14 protein-coding genes and 2 pseudogenes are annotated in these 15,950 nt (G+C 63.5%); 14 read left to right on the top strand and 2 right to left on the bottom strand.

Annotation, left to right across the window (positions count from 1 at the left end; genetic code table 11):
- Nucleotides 1-181 (top strand): annotated as a pseudogene (locus tag HV796_RS33315) (alpha-ketoglutarate permease); the annotation flags it as partial.
- Nucleotides 182-265: 84 nt separating this feature from the next.
- On the opposite strand, the gene HV796_RS33310 reads toward HV796_RS33315, so the two are convergent.
- Nucleotides 266-1,336: an MBL fold metallo-hydrolase gene (locus HV796_RS33310; RefSeq protein ID WP_175232150.1), complete on the bottom strand. Its 1,071-nt coding sequence runs from the start codon at nt 1,334-1,336 to the stop codon at nt 266-268.
- Between the two features lie 173 nt (nt 1,337-1,509).
- Here HV796_RS33310 and HV796_RS33305 point away from each other — a divergent pair, with 173 nt between their 5' ends.
- The 13 genes and pseudogenes from HV796_RS33305 to HV796_RS33245 all read left to right on the top strand — a co-directional run bounded on the left by HV796_RS33305 (nt 1,510) and on the right by HV796_RS33245 (nt 15,046).
- Nucleotides 1,510-1,995 carry a MerR family transcriptional regulator gene (locus HV796_RS33305; RefSeq protein WP_175232149.1) on the top strand — a complete coding sequence of 162 codons (486 nt, stop codon included), beginning with the start codon at nt 1,510-1,512 and terminating at the stop codon, nt 1,993-1,995.
- Between the two features lie 73 nt (nt 1,996-2,068).
- A complete protein-coding gene (gene aceK, locus HV796_RS33300) occupies nt 2,069-3,880 on the top strand; it encodes a bifunctional isocitrate dehydrogenase kinase/phosphatase (RefSeq protein ID WP_175232148.1) in 1,812 nt (603 codons plus the stop codon).
- 126 nt (nt 3,881-4,006) lie between these two features.
- A complete protein-coding gene (gene can / locus HV796_RS33295; protein ID WP_175232147.1) occupies nt 4,007-4,783 on the top strand; it encodes a carbonate dehydratase in 777 nt (258 codons plus the stop codon).
- Nucleotides 4,776-5,966 carry an acetyl-CoA C-acetyltransferase gene (locus HV796_RS33290; RefSeq protein ID WP_175232146.1) on the top strand — a complete coding sequence of 397 codons (1,191 nt, stop codon included), beginning with the start codon at nt 4,776-4,778 and terminating at the stop codon, nt 5,964-5,966. The genes can and HV796_RS33290 overlap by 8 nt, the downstream gene beginning before the upstream one ends.
- 29 nt (nt 5,967-5,995) lie before the next feature.
- Nucleotides 5,996-6,079: pseudogene (locus tag HV796_RS33285) on the top strand (SDR family oxidoreductase); the annotation flags it as partial.
- A 26-nt stretch (nt 6,080-6,105) separates the two neighbouring features.
- Complete coding sequence (locus tag HV796_RS33280) at nt 6,106-7,242, top strand: acyl-CoA dehydrogenase family protein (protein ID WP_175232145.1); 1,137 nt, start codon at nt 6,106-6,108, stop codon at nt 7,240-7,242.
- A 4-nt stretch (nt 7,243-7,246) separates the two neighbouring features.
- The gene (locus HV796_RS33275) at nt 7,247-7,729 is read left to right on the top strand and encodes a YchJ family protein (protein WP_175232144.1); all 483 of its coding nucleotides are present in this window, start codon (nt 7,247-7,249) and stop codon (nt 7,727-7,729) included.
- A gap of 570 nt (nt 7,730-8,299) precedes the next feature.
- The gene (locus tag HV796_RS33270; protein WP_175232143.1) at nt 8,300-9,595 is read left to right on the top strand and encodes a dienelactone hydrolase family protein; all 1,296 of its coding nucleotides are present in this window, start codon (nt 8,300-8,302) and stop codon (nt 9,593-9,595) included.
- A gap of 497 nt (nt 9,596-10,092) precedes the next feature.
- The gene (gene bioA / locus HV796_RS33265; protein ID WP_246356165.1) at nt 10,093-11,478 is read left to right on the top strand and encodes an adenosylmethionine--8-amino-7-oxononanoate transaminase; all 1,386 of its coding nucleotides are present in this window, start codon (nt 10,093-10,095) and stop codon (nt 11,476-11,478) included.
- A complete protein-coding gene (bioF, locus tag HV796_RS33260) occupies nt 11,478-12,662 on the top strand; it encodes an 8-amino-7-oxononanoate synthase (RefSeq protein ID WP_246356164.1) in 1,185 nt (394 codons plus the stop codon). Before bioA ends, bioF begins: the two co-directional genes overlap by 1 nt.
- On the top strand, nt 12,659-13,420 hold the full coding sequence (bioD, locus tag HV796_RS33255) for a dethiobiotin synthase (RefSeq protein ID WP_246356163.1): 762 nt from the start codon (nt 12,659-12,661) through the stop codon (nt 13,418-13,420). Before bioF ends, bioD begins: the two co-directional genes overlap by 4 nt.
- Nucleotides 13,421-13,424: 4 nt before the next feature.
- Nucleotides 13,425-14,510 carry a biotin synthase BioB gene (gene bioB, locus HV796_RS33250; protein ID WP_175232141.1) on the top strand — a complete coding sequence of 362 codons (1,086 nt, stop codon included), beginning with the start codon at nt 13,425-13,427 and terminating at the stop codon, nt 14,508-14,510.
- A 299-nt stretch (nt 14,511-14,809) separates the two neighbouring features.
- Nucleotides 14,810-15,046, top strand: coding sequence for a hypothetical protein (locus HV796_RS33245; RefSeq protein WP_175232140.1), 237 nt, complete (start codon nt 14,810-14,812; stop codon nt 15,044-15,046).
- A gap of 11 nt (nt 15,047-15,057) precedes the next feature.
- Here HV796_RS33245 and HV796_RS33240 read toward each other — a convergent pair whose 3' ends face one another.
- Nucleotides 15,058-15,675, bottom strand: coding sequence for an RBBP9/YdeN family alpha/beta hydrolase (locus HV796_RS33240; RefSeq protein WP_175232139.1), 618 nt, complete (start codon nt 15,673-15,675; stop codon nt 15,058-15,060).
- Nucleotides 15,676-15,950: the final 275 nt, after the last annotated feature.

Below are 15,950 nucleotides of genomic sequence, written 5' to 3'. Positions count from 1 at the left end.
GTATGCGGTGGCCAATGCGATCTTCGGCGGCTCGGCTGAATATGTCGCGCTGTGGCTCAAGCAGGCGGGCATCGAGTCGACGTTCTTCTGGTACGTCACTGCGATGTGCGCAATCGGTCTGCTTGTATCGCTCACGATGAAAGATCCCTCGAAGGTAGGGTATTTGCGCCGCGAGCCGTGAACGCGGCACCACGCCCAACCGCTGCGAAACATGCCGCGGCCGGGATAGTCGTCGCGGCGATACACGGCGTGAAAGCACATACCGTCACGGGTGAAAGCGGGTCACGCCGTCAGCGCCTTTGACACGCTTCAGTTCCCCCGCATGCCATAGCACATGCAGATGGGCGAGCGCCTCGCCCATCGCGAATGTCAGTTGATGCAGGTCGAGCTTGCGATGGAACATCAGCGGCACGATATCCGCCGCGCTGCGCGGCTGCTCGGCACAAGCCGCGCGCACGTCGGCGAGCCGTGCCGCGTGATGGTCGCGCAACTGCGCAACACGCGTACGCACACCGCGAAATGGCTTGCCGTGCGATGGCAGCACAAGCGTATCGGCCGCCATCGGCTCGTAGCGTCCCAGCGCCTCCAGATAGAGCGCGAGCGGGTTGCCTTCCGGCTCGATATCGAACACCGACACGTTCGTCGAGATTCGCGGCAACACCATATCGCCGGAAATCAGCAGGCCCGCGTCTTCGCAATGCAGTGCGCAGTGTTCGGGTGAGTGACCGAATCCCGTCACGACACGCCACCTGCGACCGCCCATTTCCAGCTCATCGCCTTCACGCATGCGCCGGTACTGGCCCGGCATCGCGGGCACGAGGCTTGGGTAATAGCTCTTCCGATTGCGCAGTTGTTCGAGCAACTCGGGGTCCGCGAGTCCGTGCTGCGCGAAATGCCGCGCAGCACCGTCGCCGCCCGCGTTCGAACCTTCGCCGGCCGCCATCACGCGACCGAACACATACTCGCCTAGCGTCATCCACAAACGCACCTTCCAACGCTGCTGGTCACCCCCTTCACACAGCCAGTGCGCAAGACCGAGATGATCCGGGTGACAGTGCGTGACGATCACGCGCAGCACAGGCAAGCCGTCGAGTACGGTATCGAACACGCGTTCCCAGCTGGCCTTGATCGTGTCCGATGCGATACCGCAATCGATCACCGTCCAGCCGGGCTGCCCGTCGATTTCATCGCGCAGCAGCCACAGGTTGATGTGGTCGAGCGCAAAGGGCAGCGGCATGCGCAGCCAGTGCACACCGGGGGCGACTTCATGCACGGTGCCCGGCTCGGGCAGCGCATCGGCAAACGGGTAGTCAAGTTGATGTTCGAGTGCATTCATCGTAAAAGGCTTGTTCCCTGCAGGCCGGCCGCGCTGTCGCGCGAAGCAGCGCGGTAGCGCCCCGGCGCGGTTGCGCTTTGCGCAAGTTGACGATAACGTAAACGTCGATTTTATCGTCCAATTCGGGATCATGCCTGGCCGCTCGTCGGGCCGCCCCATCGGAAAGCAGAACAATGCCCGTGCAATACACGATCACCGAGCTCGCGCGCGAATTCGACGTCACGCCGCGCGCGATCCGTTTCTACGAAGATCAGGGTTTACTCTCACCCAGCCGGGAAGGATCGAGCGGCTTGCGTCGTGTCTATTCCGGTCGCGACCGTACGCGGCTGAAGCTGACGCTGCGCGGCAAACGCCTCGGCTTCACGCTGTCCGAGATTCGCGATCTGCTGGATGTGTATGAATCGCCGACCGACACGGTGGCGCAACTGCAGGCGTTTCTCGCGACCGTCGTGCGTCATCGCGAAGTGCTCGAGCGGCAGCGCGAAGACCTGAACGCGACGCTAGAAGATCTCGCGCAATACGAAGCACAGGCGCGCGCGCTGCTCGAGCGCGGCGGGATACAGACGCAACCCCGGACGCAACGGCAAACGCAGCAGAAGCAGAAGCACGAGCAAGAAGCGGATCACACCGATACCGGCGCTCAGCCGGAACGGTCCTGAAGCGGATGCCGAAGCTTGCGCAAACACTACAATGTCGGATGTCTTCACGACATTGAACGAATGCACGGTCGACATGAATCACTTCCCTAAACTGCTGTCATCGCAAATCGGCTTCGATGTCGCGCAAGCGATGCTCGAGGGTTTCGACCGGCATTACCGGATCTTCCGCGACGCGGCGATCCATGCGAAAGATCTGTTTGAAGCGGCGGACTGGCACGGCATTGCGCGTCTCGCGCGCGAACGCATCACGTCATACGACGAGCGCGTGACGGAGTGTGTCGAGCGGCTCGAAGACGAATACGACGCGGAAAATATCGACAATGAAGTCTGGCAGCAGATCAAGCTGCACTATATCGGCCTGCTGACTTCGCACCGGCAGCCGGAATGCGCGGAGACGTTCTTCAATTCCGTTTGCTGCAAGATTCTGCACCGCTCGTATTTCAACAACGACTTCATATTCGTGCGTCCGGCGATTTCGACCGAATACATCGAAAACGACGAACCCGCCGCCAAGCCGACGTATCGCGCGTATTACCCGGGTAAGGACGGCTTTGCCGAAACGCTCGAGCGCATCGTCACGAATTTCCAGCTCAACCCGCCGTTCCAGGACCTGGCGCGCGACGTCGGCTGCGTGCTGCAGTCGATTCACGACACATTCGGCCCATTCGCCGAGGCGCCCAACTTCCAGATTCACGTGCTGTCGTCGCTGTTCTTCCGGAACAAGGCCGCGTATATCGTCGGGCGCGTGATCAACGGCGATCTGCTGGTGCCGTTCGCGATACCGATCCATCATGTGCGGCCGGGCCTGCTCGCGCTCGACACCGTGCTGCTCAAACGCGAGCAGTTGCTGATCATCTTCAGCTTTTCGCATTCGTATTTCCTGGTCGACATGGAAGTGCCGTCCGCGTTTATCGAGTTTCTCGGCACGATCATGCCGGGCAAGCCAAAGGCGGAAATTTACACATCAGTCGGCTTGCAGAAGCAGGGCAAGAATCTGTTCTATCGCGACCTGTTGCATCATCTGTCGCACTCGAGCGATTTGTTTACCATTGCGCCCGGCATCAAGGGCCTCGTGATGCTGGTATTCACGCTGCCGTCGTTTCCGTATGTGTTCAAGCTGATCAAGGATCACTTTCCGCCGCCGAAGGACACGACACGCGCGCAAATCCAGGAGAAGTATCAGCTCGTCAAACGTCACGACCGGCTCGGCCGGATGGCCGACACGCTCGAATATTCGAGCGTCGCGCTGCCGCTGTCGCGCATCGACGACGCGCTGTTGCGCGAGTTGCGGAAAGAAGTGCCGTCGCTACTCGAATACGAAGGCGACAACCTCGTGATCGAGCACCTGTACATCGAGCGTCGCATGGTGCCGCTCAATCTGTTCCTGCAAAGCGGCACGGACGACGACATCGACCACGCAATCAAGGAATATGGCGACGCGGTCAAGGAACTGATGCAGGCAAATATCTTTCCGGGCGACATGCTGTACAAGAACTTCGGCGTCACGCGCCACGGCCGCGTGGTGTTCTACGATTACGATGAGATCGAGTATCTGACCGACTGCAATGTGCGGGCGGTGCCTCCGCCGCGCAACGACGAAGACGAGATGTCCGGTGAGCCGTGGTATACGGTCGGTCAGCACGACATCTTTCCCGAGACCTACGGCACGTTTTTGCTGGGCGACCCACGCGTGCGCAAGTCTTTTATCCGGCATCACGCGGATTTTTTCGATCCTGTGCTGTGGCAGCGGCACAAGGATCACATTCTCAAAGGCGAACTGCCCGACTTTTATCCGTATGACCGCGCGCTGCGGTTTCGCAACCGCTATCCGGAGCGCTTCGCGGCCAGTACGAACACGGCCGATCCGGCCGTGCGTGCCGCGTGAGACGTCGCATGAGCGAACGCATGCAGCACGCACCCGAACGACTACGCCGGCGCCGCCCGCCCGGCGGCCTGGCATCGCACCCCCAACGGACCGGCACGCCGGTCCTCATCACGGCTTCGACCGATCATGACTACCAACGCTACTTCCGCTCCTCACCCGCTCGCGCATCTGTTCGACAACAACGAGGCGTGGGTGAACCGAAAGCTGTCCGAAGACCCCGACTACTTCTCGCGTCTCGCGCATCAGCAAACGCCTGAGTATTTGTGGATCGGCTGCTCGGATTCCCGCGTGCCGGCGAATCAGATTATCGGTTTGCCGCCGGGCGAGGTGTTCGTGCACCGGAATATCGCCAACGTCGTCGTGCACAGCGATCTGAATTGTCTGTCGGTCATTCAGTTCGCAGTCGACCTGCTGAAGGTCAAGCACATCCTCGTGGTCGGCCACTACGGGTGCTCGGGCGTCGGGGCCGCGCTGCTCGGCCGGCGTGTCGGCCTCGCGGACAACTGGCTGCATCACGTGCAGGACGTGCGCGCGAAGCACGCCGACCTGCTCGAGCAGTGGCCGATCGGTGAGGCGCGGCACCGGCGCCTTGTCGAACTGAATACGATCGAACAGGTGGTCAACGTATGCCGCACGACGATCATCACCGACGCATGGGCGCGCGGCCAGGATCTAACCATTCACGGCTGGGTTTACGGCGTGCATGATGGCCGCGTGCGCGACCTTGGCATGACGATCGCCGATATCGATTCGCTCGAAGCCACTTACGAACAGTGCGTGGCCGCCGTGTCGACAAGTCACGCGCTTGAAGCGGAAAACGACATGGTCGTCGCCGATGCCGCGAAGCTCGGCGACGTGCCCGCGGTCGTCCGTGGCGTGATCAAGGAGCTGAAACATGAGTGAGACAACCGATCCGATCGTCATCGTTGCCGCTGCGCGCACGCCGATGGCGGCGTTTCAGGGCGATTTCGCGGCGCTCAGCGCGCCGCAGCTCGGCGCGGCCGCGATCGAGGCGGCCGTGCAGCGCGCCGGGCTCAAACCCGGGCAGATCGATGAAGCCGTGATGGGCTGCGTGCTGCCCGCCGGCCAGGGTCAGGCGCCGGCGCGTCAGGCGGCACTCGGCGCAGGCCTGTCGCTCGCGACCGGCTGCACGACTGTCAACAAGATGTGCGGCTCCGGGATGCGTGCGGCGATGTTTGCGCACGACATGCTGGCTGCGGGCTCGGCCGACGTGATCGTCGCGGGCGGCATGGAGAGCATGACGAACGCGCCGTACCTGCTGCCGAAGGCACGCGGCGGCATGCGGATGGGCCACGGCCAGGTGCTCGATCATATGTTTCTCGACGGCCTCGAAGACGCGTACGACAAAGGCCGGCTGATGGGCACGTTCGCCGAGGAATGCGCAGCGTCGTTCGATTTCACGCGCGAAGCGCAGGACGCGTTTGCGGTCGAATCGCTGACACGCGCAAAACGCGCAAACGAAGACGGTTCGTTCGCGTGGGAAATCGCGCCGGTCAAGGTGACGAGCCGCAAGGGCGAGGTGCTCGTCGAACGTGACGAGCAGCCGTTCAAGGCCCATCCCGACAAGATTGCGTCGCTCAAGCCCGCCTTCAGCAAAACCGGCACGGTGACGGCGGCGAACTCATCGTCCATTTCAGATGGCGCCGCGGCGCTCGTGATGATGCGCGCGTCGACTGCGCAACGCCTTGGCGTCACCCCGCTTGCGCGCGTGGTCGGCCATGCGACGTTCGCTCAGGAACCGGCGAAATTCACGACCGCACCGGTCGGCGCGCTGCGCAGACTGTTCGACAGGAATGGCTGGCGCGCGGGCGACGTCGACCTGTACGAGATCAACGAAGCGTTTGCGGTCGTGACGATGGCGGCAATGAAGGAGCACGGCTTGCCGCACGCGAAAGTCAATGTGCACGGCGGCGCCTGCGCACTCGGTCATCCGATCGGCGCATCGGGTGCGCGCATTCTTGTCACGCTGCTGGGCGCATTGAAGCATCGCGGGCTCAAACGCGGCGTCGCGAGCCTATGCATCGGCGGTGGCGAAGCCACGGCAATGGGCGTCGAACTGCTCTAACGCGACGGCGCGGGAGCAACGGAGACTGCATGAAAACCGTGTTGATCGTCGGCGCGTCACGCGGCATCGGCTGGGAATTCGCGAGACAGTATCGACAGGCCGGCTGGCGCGTGCCCGGCAACGAACAGGAGACGCACCCATGGTGCTCGATCAGGATCACTTGATGATCCGCGACGCGGTACGTACCTTCGTGCGCGATGAAATCGTGCCGCGCGCCGCGCAATGGGATCGCGACCGCACCTTCCCTGCCGACGTGCACAAAGGGCTCGCCGAACTCGGCGCCTACGGCGTGCTCGTGCCGGACACGTGGGGCGGCGCGGGTCTCGACGCGCTGGCGCTGGCGGTGATTATCGAGGAAATCGCAGCAGGTGACGGCGGCACGTCGACGGCAATCTCGGTCAACAACTGCCCGGTGTGCAGCATTCTTCTCACGTATGGCAATGACGCGCAAAAGCGCGACTGGCTGACGCCGCTTGCTCGCGGTGACATGCTCGGTGCGTTCTGTCTGACCGAACCGCAGGCCGGTTCCGACGCGTCGGCGCTGCGCACCACGGCGCAGCGCGTCGATAACGGCAGCGCGTATGTGTTGAATGGCGTCAAGCAGTTCATTACGAGCGGCAAAAACGGCGACGTCGCGATCGTGATGGCCGTCACCGACCGCGACGCCGGTAAGCGGGGCATCAGCGCGTTTATCGTGCCAACCAGGACGCCAGGCTACGTCGTTGCACGCGTCGAGGAAAAGCTTGGCCAGCACTCTTCGGATACCGCGCAAATCGTGTTCGAGCAGTGCCGCGTGCCGGCGGACAACCTGATCGGCAACGAAGGCGAGGGCTACAAGATCGCACTGTCCGGGCTCGAAGGCGGTCGCATCGGCATCGCCGCGCAAAGTGTCGGCATGGCGCGCGCGGCGCTCGAAGCGGCGCTCGTCTACGCGAAAGAACGCGAGAGCTTCGGCCAGCGGCTTTTCGAACACCAAGCCGTGCAGTTCCGGCTCGCCGACATGGCGACGCAGCTCGAAGCGGCGCGGCAGTTGATCTGGCACGCGGCATCGTTGAAAGACGCCGGGCTGCCCTGCCTCACCGAAGCCGCGATGGCGAAACTGTTCGCATCGGAAGCCGCCGAACGCATCTGCTCGGCGGCTCTGCAAATCCATGGCGGCTACGGCTATCTAAGCGACTTCCCAGTCGAACGCATCTATCGGGATGTGCGCGTGTGCCAGATCTATGAAGGCACGAGCGACATCCAGAAGATCCTGATCGCCCGCGGACTGAACTGACACGATGACAACCCGCGCAACCGGAAACACCGCACCGAAGGCGCAACGGGCGGCCACATGCCCATGCGGCGGCGCCGCGCCCGAACCGGCCCATGGACGGCGCGCCCCCCCGGCACAGGCACCATGCTTTGCCGAGTGCTGCGGTCGCTATCTCGATGGTGATGTGCCCGCGCCCACCGCGCTCGAACTGATGCGCTCACGGTATAGCGCGTACGTGCTCGGCGATACCGACTACCTGCGCGCAACGTGGGCGCCACACACCTGCCCAGCCGACCTGGACGTCGACCCGTCGGCGCCGGACGCGCCACGCTGGCTTGGTCTGCAAATCAAACGCTTCGCGACTGTCGATGACACGCATGCCGAAGTCGACTTCGTCGCACGTTACAAACTCGGCGGGCGGGCCCATCGGCTCGAGGAATCGAGCCGATTCGTGCGTGGCGACGATGGACGCTGGCGCTATGTCGACGGCGTGGTAAGCGATCGCTGACTTCACGCATTTATTACAGATTTGTTTCGGTTCACTGAACTAACATAACTCGGCATTCGGGACCGTTCCCTTTAAATCGCCATTTTTTCGCAGCAAAGATTGTTGGTTGTCCGCGACGTCCACGGGCCGCAACTTTTACGCGCAGCCAGCAGGGGCGCGGTTCGCGCGGCCGCATACCACATTCCGCAACGGCAATTCGTACGGCAGGGGTTTGTACTGAATTGCGCAAAGGGAAATTGTCGTGCCAGGATCGAGCCATAGTCTTGAACGTCCGTTGCGGAGGCGCGGATACACCGCCCCCGCATGATGTCCGGACACACCGTTGCAGAGCGCTTTTCCACTCGTGCGCGGCGTGTTTCAGACGACATCGCGCGACGCTCGTCATCGGCGTGTGGGGTGGCGTCGACTTAAGTTTGCGATTCACTCGGTGCGATTTGATCAGCGTGCGAACGCTTGTTCGACACGCAGGTGAACTTTTTTTGTCTTTTTGCAGCGCATCCGCGCCGCACAGGCAAATCGTTCACACCGGGCAGGCAATATTCAGGCGTTATTTGGAAGCGGGTAAAGCGGATGATGTTCAGGAAGATCCGAACGGGGTGTGCGATGGTTGTGGCGTGCGCAGCGCTGGCCGCAACGGCGGCTGCGCAGGCAGGCACGACCACGGACGTCGACGGTGGCCCGCTCTCGAACGCCACCGTGCCGCGTATCGCGCTCGATGACGACCACTATCTGCCGACCGTTCATATGAACGAAGAGGTCATCGGTATTCCCGGCGGCGCGGACGGCACGATCACATTGCAAACGACGGTCTACAAGCCCGACGGCCCGGGGCCGTTCCCGCTGGTTGTCTTCAACCACGGCAAGATTCACGGCGACCCGCGCTCGCAGGCGCGCAGCGATCCCGTCTCGTTCGCACGTGAGTTCGTGCGGCGCGGCTACGTGGTGGTCGCGCCGAACCGGCAGGGTTTCGCGCAGTCGGGCGGCACGTACGTGCAGGACGGCTGCGACGTCGAACGCAACGGCATGAGCCAGGCCGCGGACGTCGCGTCGACAGTCGACTACATGTCTAAACAACCGTACGTCGACGGGCAGCACATCGTGGTCGCCGGCACCTCGCACGGCGGCCTCGCGACCATCGCATACGGCGCGCAGGCCGCGCCGGGCGTGCGCGGACTGATCAATTTTTCGGGCGGCTTGCGGCAGGATGCGTGCACCGACTGGCAGGGCAATCTGACCCGCGCATTCGGCACGTACGGCGAAAAGGTGCACGTGCCCTCGCTGTGGCTGTATGGCGATAACGACTCGATCTGGTCGCCTGAACTCGTCTCGCAGATGTACACCGCGTACGACGCGCATGGCGCGACTTCGAAGATGGTCGATTTCGGCATGTACAAGAACGATGCGCATCGCCTCGTCGGCGACCGTGACGGCGTGCATATCTGGTGGCCGTCGGTCGAACGCTTCCTCGCGCGCGTCGGCATGCCCACGCGCATTCAATACCAGGTGTCGGAACCCTCGGAGCCGAAAGCGACCGACTTCGCGGCGGTCGATTCAGTCAATTCCGTGCCCTTTATCGACGATGCGGGCCGCAACGGCTACCGCAACTTCCTGCATCAGTACCCGAGCCGCGCGTTCGCGGTGTCGGCGTCGGGCGCGTGGTCGTGGGCCGAAGGCGGCGACGACCCGATGGCGGTGGCCGTGTCGAATTGCCAGAAGCAAAGCAGCGACCCGTGCCGGTTGTACGCGGTGAACGATACCGTGGTCTGGAAGCAGCGCTCGGCCGATACGCAAACCGTCGAAAACGGCAACGGCAACGACAGCAGCAATCCGAAGCACGACAGCAAGCCGGCGCTCGCGAGCAATTGATCTGAACGATCTTCGGCGCGGCGTTCCGCGACGGTTTCAACGACAGGCGCAACTCGATTGCGCCTTTTTCATTTGTCTTTACCCCGCGTTGCTTCCGCTCTGCGCCCGCCGGGATGGGCTGGCGCGCGACAGTGCGTTCGGCGCGACAAATCTTTCCGTACGGGCTGGTCACTCTGTCGTCGTCAACTGCATCGATTTGCGTCCTTCGGAAGCGATCCGCGCGAAGCTGCTTCGATCGTCGAAAAACCGTTACAAATCAAGCTCTCCCCGAGCACCGTCCGACAATTTTCACTTGGTGCATTGCGCCTGATTACGCGTTAATCTCACAGCCTCGCCCGCGCTCGCCGCGTGTTGTCGGGGCGCTTGAGGGGTGCTTGAGGGCTGCTTGAGCGGAGCCTGAGCGATACCTGAGCGCCCCGTTTCGCCCTTTTTGCATTCGTATGACCGTGCACGGTTCGCGCCCGCGCCGCCTGCACGCGTTTTGCCCGGAGTGGTTTTTGGAAACGCAAGCAACCCGCAGAACAACCCACGCAACGATCAACGCGACCGAGGCTGACGACTGGGTCGCACGAAGCCTGCGCGCCGTCTGGCATCCGTGCACGCAGATGAAACACCACGAGCAGTTGCCGCTTTTGCCGATCGCGCGCGGCCAGGGTCCGTGGCTGTACGATCGCGCCGGCCGGCGTTATCTCGACGCGATCAGTTCGTGGTGGGTCAATCTGTTCGGCCACGCGAATCCGCGCATCAACGCGGCGCTGAAACAGCAGCTCGACACGCTCGAACACGCGATGCTCGCCGGCTGCACGCACGAACCCGCGGTCGAACTGGCCGAACGGCTCGCCGCGCTGACGCGACACACGCTCGGCCACGCATTCTTCGCATCCGATGGCGCATCCGCCGTCGAGATCGCGCTGAAGATGAGTTTTCACACGTGGCGCAACCGCGGCTACGACTTCAAGCGCGAGTTTGTTTGCGTCGCGAACGGATACCACGGCGAAACGATCGGCGCGCTCGGGGTGACCGATGTCGCGCTTTTCAGGGACGCGTACGATCCGCTGGTCCGTCACGCGCATGTGGTCACGTCGCCGGATGCGCGCCATGCGCGTGATGGCGAAACGGCCGCCGATGTCGCGCGGCACGCGCTCGACAACGTGCGCATGCTTTTCGAAGCGCGCAGCGCCAATATCGCAGCGTTGATCGTCGAGCCGCTCGTGCAGTGCGCGGCCGGCATGGCGATGCACGATCCGTCGTATATCGCCGGCTTGCGCGCGCTGTGCGACCGCTACGGCGTCCATCTGATCGCCGATGAAATCGCAGTCGGCTGCGGGCGCACCGGCACTTTCTTCGCGAGCGAACAGGCCGGCGTGTGGCCGGATTTTCTGTGCCTGTCCAAGGGCATCAGCGGCGGCTATCTGCCGTTGTCGATCGTGTTGTCGCGTGACGAGATCTTTGAGTCGTTCTACGACGACGACACGACGCGCGGCTTCCTGCACTCGCACTCTTATACGGGCAACCCGCTCGCGTGTCGCGCGGCGCTTGCCACACTCGACCTGTTCGCGAGCGACGACGTGCTCGCCGTCAACGCCGCGAAGTCGGCTCGACTGCGTGCCGCGCTCGAACCGCTTGCGCAGCATCCGCATGCGCGCAACCTGCGCCAATGCGGGACGATCTTCGCGTTCGACGCCGCCATCGAAGACCCGCGTGCCGCGAAGACCTTTGCGCGTCGCTTTTTCGAGCACGCGCTACAACGCGAAGTGCTGCTGCGCCCGATCGGCACGACCGTCTACCTGATGCCGCCCTATGTGCTGGATTCCGCGGAGCTCGAATGGCTAGCCACGCGCACGCTCGAGATCTTCGACGCGACCGTCGCGGAGGGTCGCTGATGGCGTTGCTCGAGCGGCTCGAACGCGGACTCGCGGAGCTTGATGCGCAAGGGCTCCGCCGTCGCCGGCGAATTGCCGACAGCCCGTGCTCCGCGCATATGACGGTCGACGGCCGCGACGTCATCGGTTTTGCGAGCAACGATTACCTGGGTCTTGCCGCTCACCCGCTGCTGGTGGCGGCGCTCGTCGAAGGCGCGCGTCGCTACGGCGCCGGAAGCGGCGGTTCGCATTTGCTAGGCGGCCATTCGCGCGCGCATGCGCAGCTCGAAGACGACCTCGCCGAATTTGCCGGCGGCTTTTCCGACGCGCCGCGTGCGCTGTATTTCAGCACGGGCTATATGGCAAACCTCGCGGCGCTGACCGCGCTCGCGGGCCGTGGCACGATGCTCTTCTCGGACGCGCTGAATCACGCGTCGCTGATCGACGGCGCGCGTCTATCGCGCGCCGACGTGCAAATCTATCCGCATGCGGATGCCGAAACGCTCGCCGCCATGCTCGACGCGTGCGACGCACCGGCGAAGCTGATCGTCACCGATAGCGTGTTCAGCATGGATGGCGATCTCGCGCCGCTCGCGCGCCTCGTCGAGCTTGCGCAACGGCATGGCGCGTGGCTGGTGGTCGACGACGCGCACGGCTTCGGCGTGCTCGGCCCGCAAGGGCGCGGCGCGCTCGCCCATGCCGGGCTGCGCTCGCCGAACCTCGTGTCGATCGGCACACTCGGCAAGGCAGCGGGCGTCTCCGGCGCATTTGTCGTCGCACACGAGACGGTCATCGAATGGCTCGTGCAGCGAGCGCGCCCCTACATTTTCACGACCGCGTCGGTCCCGGCCGCCGCGCACGCGGTGTCGGCCAGCCTGCGCCTCATCGCCGGCGACGAGGGCGACGCGCGGCGCGCTCATCTGCGCACGCTGATCGAACGCACGCGCATGCTGCTGAAGGCCACGCCGTGGCTGCCGATCGAGTCGGATACCGCCGTGCAGCCGCTCATCATCGGCGCCAACGACGCGACGCTCGATATCGCCGCCGCGCTCGATCGCGCCGGTCTCTGGGTGCCCGCGATCCGGCCGCCGACCGTGCCCGAGGGCACGTCGCGGCTGCGCATTTCGCTGTCGGCCGCGCACTCGCACACGGATCTCGACCGGCTGGAAGCCGCGTTTTCCGTGCTGCCGGGAGCACGATCGTGAACGGCGCGCAATTGTCTGCCTTGTCGCTGTTCGTCACCGGCACCGACACCGAGATCGGCAAAACGCTTGTATCGGCGGCGCTGCTGCGCGGCTTTGCCCGCAAGGGCTTGCGCGCGGCCGCGATGAAACCGGTCGCGGCCGGTGCGTTCGAGCGCGACGGCGTCTGGCACAACGAGGACGCGGACCAGCTCGACGCCGCCGCCAATACGCCGCTTCCGCCCGCGATACGCACGCCGTATCTGCTAAAGGAGCCGGCCGCGCCGCATATCGTCGCGGCACAGGAACAGATCGCGCTCGATATCGCGCATATCGTCGACTGCCATCGGCAAGCGTTGCGCGCCGCGGATATCGTGGTCGTCGAGGGCGTTGGCGGCTTTCGCGTGCCGCTCGACGACGCACACGATACCGCCGACCTCGCCTGCGCGCTGAACCTGCCAGTGCTGCTCGTGGTCGGCATGCGCCTCGGGTGCATCAGCCACGCACTGCTGACGGCCGAGGCGATCGCCGCGCGCGGACTGCGCATTGCCGGCTGGGTTGCAAACCGTGTCGACCCGGCCATGCGTTTCGCCGACGAAAACATCGATGCGATACGCGAGCGCCTCGCCCGACAGTACGACGTGCCGCTCGTCGGCATCGTGCCGCATCTGCAACCGGCTTCGCCCGATGTGGCGGCCGGCCAGCTCGACATTGCGGGCCTTTTACAAACGCTGTGCGCGGTGCAGCCGCCAGCTTCCTGCGAATCCATCCACGAGGATTGAACCGATGACTCAACCGACAACTCAGGCAACGTCTCAGGCTACTTCGGCGCCCGCGTCGGCCGGCGCTGGACCGACCGACGCCGCGCCGCGCGCTCGCTGGCGCGTCGCTGACGTGGTCGCGCTATACGAGCTGCCGCTCAACGACCTGCTGTTTCGCGCGCAGCAAGTACATCGCGAACACTTCGACCCGAACGCTGTGCAGCTGTCGACGCTGCTGTCGATCAAGACCGGCGGCTGCGAGGAAGATTGCGCGTACTGCCCGCAGTCGGTCCACTACGACACCGGTGTGAAGGCCGACAAGCTGATGCCGGTCGACGAGGTGCTCGCCGCCGCACGCACCGCGAAAGAGAACGGCGCGACGCGCTTTTGCATGGGCGCCGCATGGCGCAATCCGAAAGACCGCCACCTCGAACCAATCAAGGAGATGATCCGCGGCGTGAAGGCGATGGGGCTCGAAACCTGTGTGACGCTCGGCATGCTGGAACCGCATCAGGCGCAAGACCTCGCCGAAGCGGGCCTCGACTACTACAACCACAACCTCGACACGTCGCCGGAGTTCTACGGCCAGATCATCTCGACGCGCACGTACCAGGACCGTCTCGACACGCTCGAGCGTGTGCGCGATGCCGGCATCAACGTATGCTGCGGCGGCATTGTCGGCCTCGGTGAATCGCGTCGCGAACGCGCGGGCCTGATCACGCAGCTGGCGAACATGGAGCCGTACCCGGAGTCGGTGCCGATCAACAATCTGGTGCAGGTCGAAGGCACACCGCTCACCGGCACCGAAGCCATCGATCCGTTCGAGTTCGTGCGCACCATCGCGATCGCGCGAATCACGATGCCGCGCGCGATGGTGCGGCTCTCCGCGGGTCGCGAGCAAATGGACGACGCGTTGCAGGCGATGTGTTTCTTCGTGGGTGCGAATTCGATTTTCTATGGCGATCAGTTGCTCACGACCAGCAATCCGCAAGCAGAAGCGGACCGCAAACTGCTCGCGCGTGTTGGCATGCGAGCGGAAACGGCGCAGCAGATACCACGCGCGGAACACGCCTGCGAACATCGCGATGAAGGCCGCTCGATGCCAAGCTGACCGGTGCTGAACCGCATGCGCACGCATGCGGCTTGCACTTGCGCGACGCTGCGCGAAAACAATGAGGCCGCCTGGCAAGGCGGCCTTTGTCTTTCTGATACCTGCCTGATGTTCGCCTATGCCATTCGGCTGACTTCCGATATCGATCAGCATACCGTACGATATTTTTCATCGCGAGTTGCGAAGGGTACGGCGGGCAGCTTTTGTCTCCGTGTTTATCGGTTGCTGATCTGCTGTTTTTCTCGTTAGAAACAGCACAGCTTAGGAGAAGAAAAAGGTAGGCTATGTTTTCGAAATCAATGAATCACACTGCAAACGAAAAGCCCTCTGGTCGGTTGCGTCAATTTGGAGAAAAAGCTATGGAAACACGTACCACGCGCGTCGAAACATCTCTCGATCATGTTCATGAAGATATCAAATCGTTGCGCAGCGACATCAAAGATATCCGTCGGTCTCAGCGGTCCGATTTTCATCTCACCTGGGCAGGGCTCGTCGGCGTCTGCACGATGATCGCGAAGGGGTTCCACTGGTTCTGACCGCCGTACGGTCAGGCAACGGCCTGTGAAGCCTGCACGAACGGGTCGGTATCGTCATGAAACCGCAGTGGCGCCGCGCAGTGCGCCAGCGTATCCACGAGGTACTTTGCGCGCGGCCACGGGCCAAAGCCCGCGGCCGTGTTGATATGCCCCGCGTCACCGAGGTTCACGAATGCACTGCCGAAGCGTTGCGCAAGTTCGCGTGCTTCCGCGAGTGGCATCCATGGGTCCGTTTCGCTGCCGACCAGAATGGACGCAACGGCAACGCGCGACGCGTCAAACGCACCTGCGAATGCAAACTTCCGCGGGCTTGCGGGCGCGACGAACAGCACGCCCACCACATCGGCGGAGCTCGCGCGTTGCGCGCGCCGCTGCAGCGCGTGCGCGGCTGCAAGGCAACCGAAGCTATGCGCGGCCAGCACAAATGGACCACGCTGCTGTGCAAGAAAATCGTTCACCGACTGAGCCCATCGCTCGAGGTTCGGCGCATCCCAGTCCGCCTGCTCGACCCGCAACGAACGCGCAAACTGCCGCTCGAGCCATGTTTGCCAGTGCGCGTCCTCGCTGCCATGCAAGCCCGGTACCGTCACAAGCCGGGGTGGCCACAACGATGTCCTGCATGAAAACATGATTCTTTCCTCGCTACCGGGGTCGGAGAAATCATTGTGGCGTGCAAGCTCACTCAATCGAACCAATTTTTCGTGCTTTGGATATCGGGCGAACGCCAAACGCGTCCCTACATCGTGTGGCTCCGTCACTGACGTTGCCGGCAAAATGCACGGGTGCCCGAAAAAAGTAGAATGACACTCATCCAATAAAAGACCGGTCCCGACCGACCCGTGCCGCAGTTCGCTTTCCAGGAGACGCCGTTCGAAGCGGGCGCCACGTGCGCCGTGACGATCGA

This window comes from Paraburkholderia humisilvae (genome assembly GCF_902859855.1).
In the GTDB taxonomy this organism is placed as follows: Bacteria; Pseudomonadota; Gammaproteobacteria; order Burkholderiales; family Burkholderiaceae; genus Paraburkholderia; species Paraburkholderia humisilvae.
Note: the sequence above shows the minus strand (reverse complement) of the source record. Positions and strands in the feature narration are given on the sequence as shown.

Excerpts from the sequence above, each read along its gene's own strand:
- HV796_RS33310 (WP_175232150.1), bottom strand. The coding sequence starts at position 1,336 with ATGAATGCACTCGAACATCAACTTGACTACCCGTTTGCCGATGCGCTG.
- HV796_RS33305 (WP_175232149.1), top strand. The coding sequence starts at position 1,510 with ATGCCCGTGCAATACACGATCACCGAGCTCGCGCGCGAATTCGACGTC.
- aceK (WP_175232148.1), top strand. The coding sequence starts at position 2,069 with ATGAATCACTTCCCTAAACTGCTGTCATCGCAAATCGGCTTCGATGTC.
- can (WP_175232147.1), top strand. The coding sequence starts at position 4,007 with ATGACTACCAACGCTACTTCCGCTCCTCACCCGCTCGCGCATCTGTTC.
- HV796_RS33290 (WP_175232146.1), top strand. The coding sequence starts at position 4,776 with ATGAGTGAGACAACCGATCCGATCGTCATCGTTGCCGCTGCGCGCACG.
- HV796_RS33280 (WP_175232145.1), top strand. The coding sequence starts at position 6,106 with ATGGTGCTCGATCAGGATCACTTGATGATCCGCGACGCGGTACGTACC.
- HV796_RS33275 (WP_175232144.1), top strand. The coding sequence starts at position 7,247 with ATGACAACCCGCGCAACCGGAAACACCGCACCGAAGGCGCAACGGGCG.
- HV796_RS33270 (WP_175232143.1), top strand. The coding sequence starts at position 8,300 with ATGATGTTCAGGAAGATCCGAACGGGGTGTGCGATGGTTGTGGCGTGC.
- bioF (WP_246356164.1), top strand. The coding sequence starts at position 11,478 with ATGGCGTTGCTCGAGCGGCTCGAACGCGGACTCGCGGAGCTTGATGCG.
- bioB (WP_175232141.1), top strand. The coding sequence starts at position 13,425 with ATGACTCAACCGACAACTCAGGCAACGTCTCAGGCTACTTCGGCGCCC.
- HV796_RS33245 (WP_175232140.1), top strand. The coding sequence starts at position 14,810 with ATGAATCACACTGCAAACGAAAAGCCCTCTGGTCGGTTGCGTCAATTT.
- HV796_RS33240 (WP_175232139.1), bottom strand. The coding sequence starts at position 15,675 with ATGTTTTCATGCAGGACATCGTTGTGGCCACCCCGGCTTGTGACGGTA.